This is a genomic window from Bradyrhizobium sp. MI1.10, from assembly GCF_055811035.1.
This window is the reverse complement of sequence record NZ_JBVVPN010000118.1, coordinates 1-2,406: the sequence shown is the minus strand read 5'-3', so window position 1 is coordinate 2,406 and position 2,406 is coordinate 1. Positions and strand designations below refer to the sequence as shown.

General features: G+C 58.8%; 3 protein-coding genes. 1 reads left to right on the top strand and 2 read right to left on the bottom strand.

What is annotated here, in order from left to right:
- The first annotated feature begins 292 nt into the window (after positions 1–292).
- The gene (locus tag AC0L3K_RS40435; protein ID WP_473368189.1) at positions 293–1,075 is read left to right on the top strand and encodes a hypothetical protein; all 783 of its coding nucleotides are present in this window, start codon (positions 293–295) and stop codon (positions 1,073–1,075) included.
- A gap of 159 nt (positions 1,076–1,234) precedes the next feature.
- Here the strand turns inward: AC0L3K_RS40435 and AC0L3K_RS40430 are convergent, their stop codons facing one another.
- A complete protein-coding gene (locus AC0L3K_RS40430) occupies positions 1,235–1,687 on the bottom strand; it encodes a phasin family protein (protein WP_473368188.1) in 453 nt (150 codons plus the stop codon).
- A gap of 537 nt (positions 1,688–2,224) precedes the next feature.
- Positions 2,225–2,406 (bottom strand): hypothetical protein (locus AC0L3K_RS40425; RefSeq protein WP_473368187.1); only part of this gene is annotated, 182 nt, incomplete at its 5' end.

The window sequence follows — 2,406 nt, the reverse complement described above, 5'->3', positions numbered from 1 at the left end:
TGTTGACGAACTGCCCTCCGGCGTGATCTCGCATGGAGCGCGCTGGCGAACCGTCAGGGTTCCTTCCGTAGTTCTCCGGCCGACAACATACTTTCGCCTCCTCGGCTGCGTTAAAAGCGCCAGTATAGCTCTGAGGTGAGCTGGTAAAAAAGACGACGTGACGTGCAGCTGCATGCTCATCCCCTGGGAAATGCTCAAAACCATCTGCGTCCCGTTGAAGGTTAACTCGCCGTAGCGCAGATGCGCGAATCGCTCTCCGGCGGGTGCTATTGCATTTCATATGGAGCGCCAAATGGCTTCCACGTTAGGCGACAAGCTCGCGGAAGAGCAGATCACGAAAAGCTTGGACGAGCATTTTTCTAGCCTGGCGAGCTTGGCCCGCGAAAAGGGAGTCGGCCCTTTGGCCCGACCGACCAGGATGAAGACGTCACGCGCCCCGCCGGGCACGGGTCATCGATTGGCCGGTTGGCGCTATTTGGCTTTCATCGGTTCGCTATTTGTAGCATCGATTACTGTCGTCGGGTGGCGATGGTCATCGTCCGTTGATTCGACAATGATGGTCGCCGCAGTACCGCCCCCTCCGGTACAAACCGCGCCGAATGACGATGCGCCGACTGCCGTTTCCGTGTCTTCCGAGATTGCGCAGCAGCTCCAACCGATGGCGCGCGATTTAGCTGCCTTGAGGCAAACGGTGGAACAGCTCGAAATGAGGCAAGAACAATTGGTCCGCGGCAATGAAAATCTCGCAAGCCAACTCAAGGCGAGCCAGGAAGAAATGGCGCGGAACCACAGTACCATCGACCAGATCAAGGCGACCCAGATCCAGATGGCGCGCGAAAGCCAGACACTCACCGAGCAACTCAACGCGAGCCAGGAACAACTCGCCCACGTCATCGCCAACGCCTCAGCGCCAAAGGCGATGCCTGAGGTGAGCTCCGGAGAACCAAAGGTGATGCCCGAAATACCATTGCCTCGTCCGCGTCAGGCGGCCAATGTCGCCCAGACGCAGAAGCCGGCGCCGCCGCAAGCCAAAAAACCGCAACCGTCATTGGCATGGCCATGGTCAGTGCACTAATGCAGCACACATCCCCTACCCTCAGATGGCGACCTGGGTTTGGTCTGAGCCCGGTTTCGTTTCCGCCTCGTCGAGGCCAGCGGACCTGGTGAAGCGTCGCGCGACTTACGTGTGCGGCTCGAGATCCAGCCGCCCACGTAAGTGGCCCTAGAGGCTCGGCTACGCAGCGCGCTGCATCCGTTCGACGCTCTGAGCTATATGGTCGCCCGCATCGTCTGCTACCTTGAGGGACATGTCGGCCATCCGACGGCTGCTGTCCATCGCGCTGCGGATCGTGTCGCGCACTAGATCCGTCTGAACGGCTGCCAAGTCGTGAGGAGTTCGACAGCGCCAGAGTTCATTCATTCTGTCCATGCTCCGCTCAATCTGTTGTCGAACGAACTCAAAGTACTCGCGCGAAACCCCGTTCATACCTTTAGCGACGGCTGTCGCGGAATACATGATGGTTTCGGCGTTGCGGGCTGAGCGTTCCGTCGCCCGCTGCGCTTGGGGACTGATCGGCCGTGCGCCCTGTGGCTGTGCCGCGGAACGCGTAAAGTTCGGCTGGTAGCTTTCAATGTACGCGAAGGTCAGGTCTGATGTCCGCGTTGCTGTCAGAGAGCCGAATGTCACAGCCGTTCTTTAGTCGAAGACCTGCTCCCTTCGCGTGATCCTGCGGCCGTCGTCCCTTCAACCGTGGTGGTCTCACAGTGGCAGCGGTGCCGGGGCCCGATACCAGCACCTTCTTTCTTTAATCGTGCCCTTGGCCTTCTCGGTGACACCTCCATGTGCTTGCGATCCATACCGCGCTCCTTCATTTTCGGTGATGCATAACGCACGAGAGAGTTCGCCGCCATCGAACCGGTTCAGGGGCCGCATCCTATCGAAAAGATAACGGGCCGTTCCTGCATCAGCTCAAGGCGACCTGCGGAGTTCAGATGGGAGCTAGCTCGGCTTCACGCGGGCTTTCGGAGCTGCCGTGAGGAAGTCATCTCGGCTTCGGTCTCCTTGATTGTGCTGAGGACGTTTTTCACGGACGCTTCCAGACTCGATAAGGAATTCGGATCGGCTTCGATTTGCGGTGGACACCGTAAGTTGACTGGGCGAGCATAGTCCGCTCCCGCTTCGCAGCTGCGCATCGCGGCAAAGGCTAAGACAGGTTCGGCATGCCTACGGCGAAATGGCAGTGACATCATAAAGCCAAGTGCCACGAGCACCATCATCATCACTAGCGACCCGTCGAAGTGATCTGGTTATCGACGTCTCGTTGTGTTCGATAATGCGCGGCGGGGTGACCTGAACAACATCTGCCAAGACATCTTCCAGTGCCGTGCCGATCGTTTGCTCGCCTT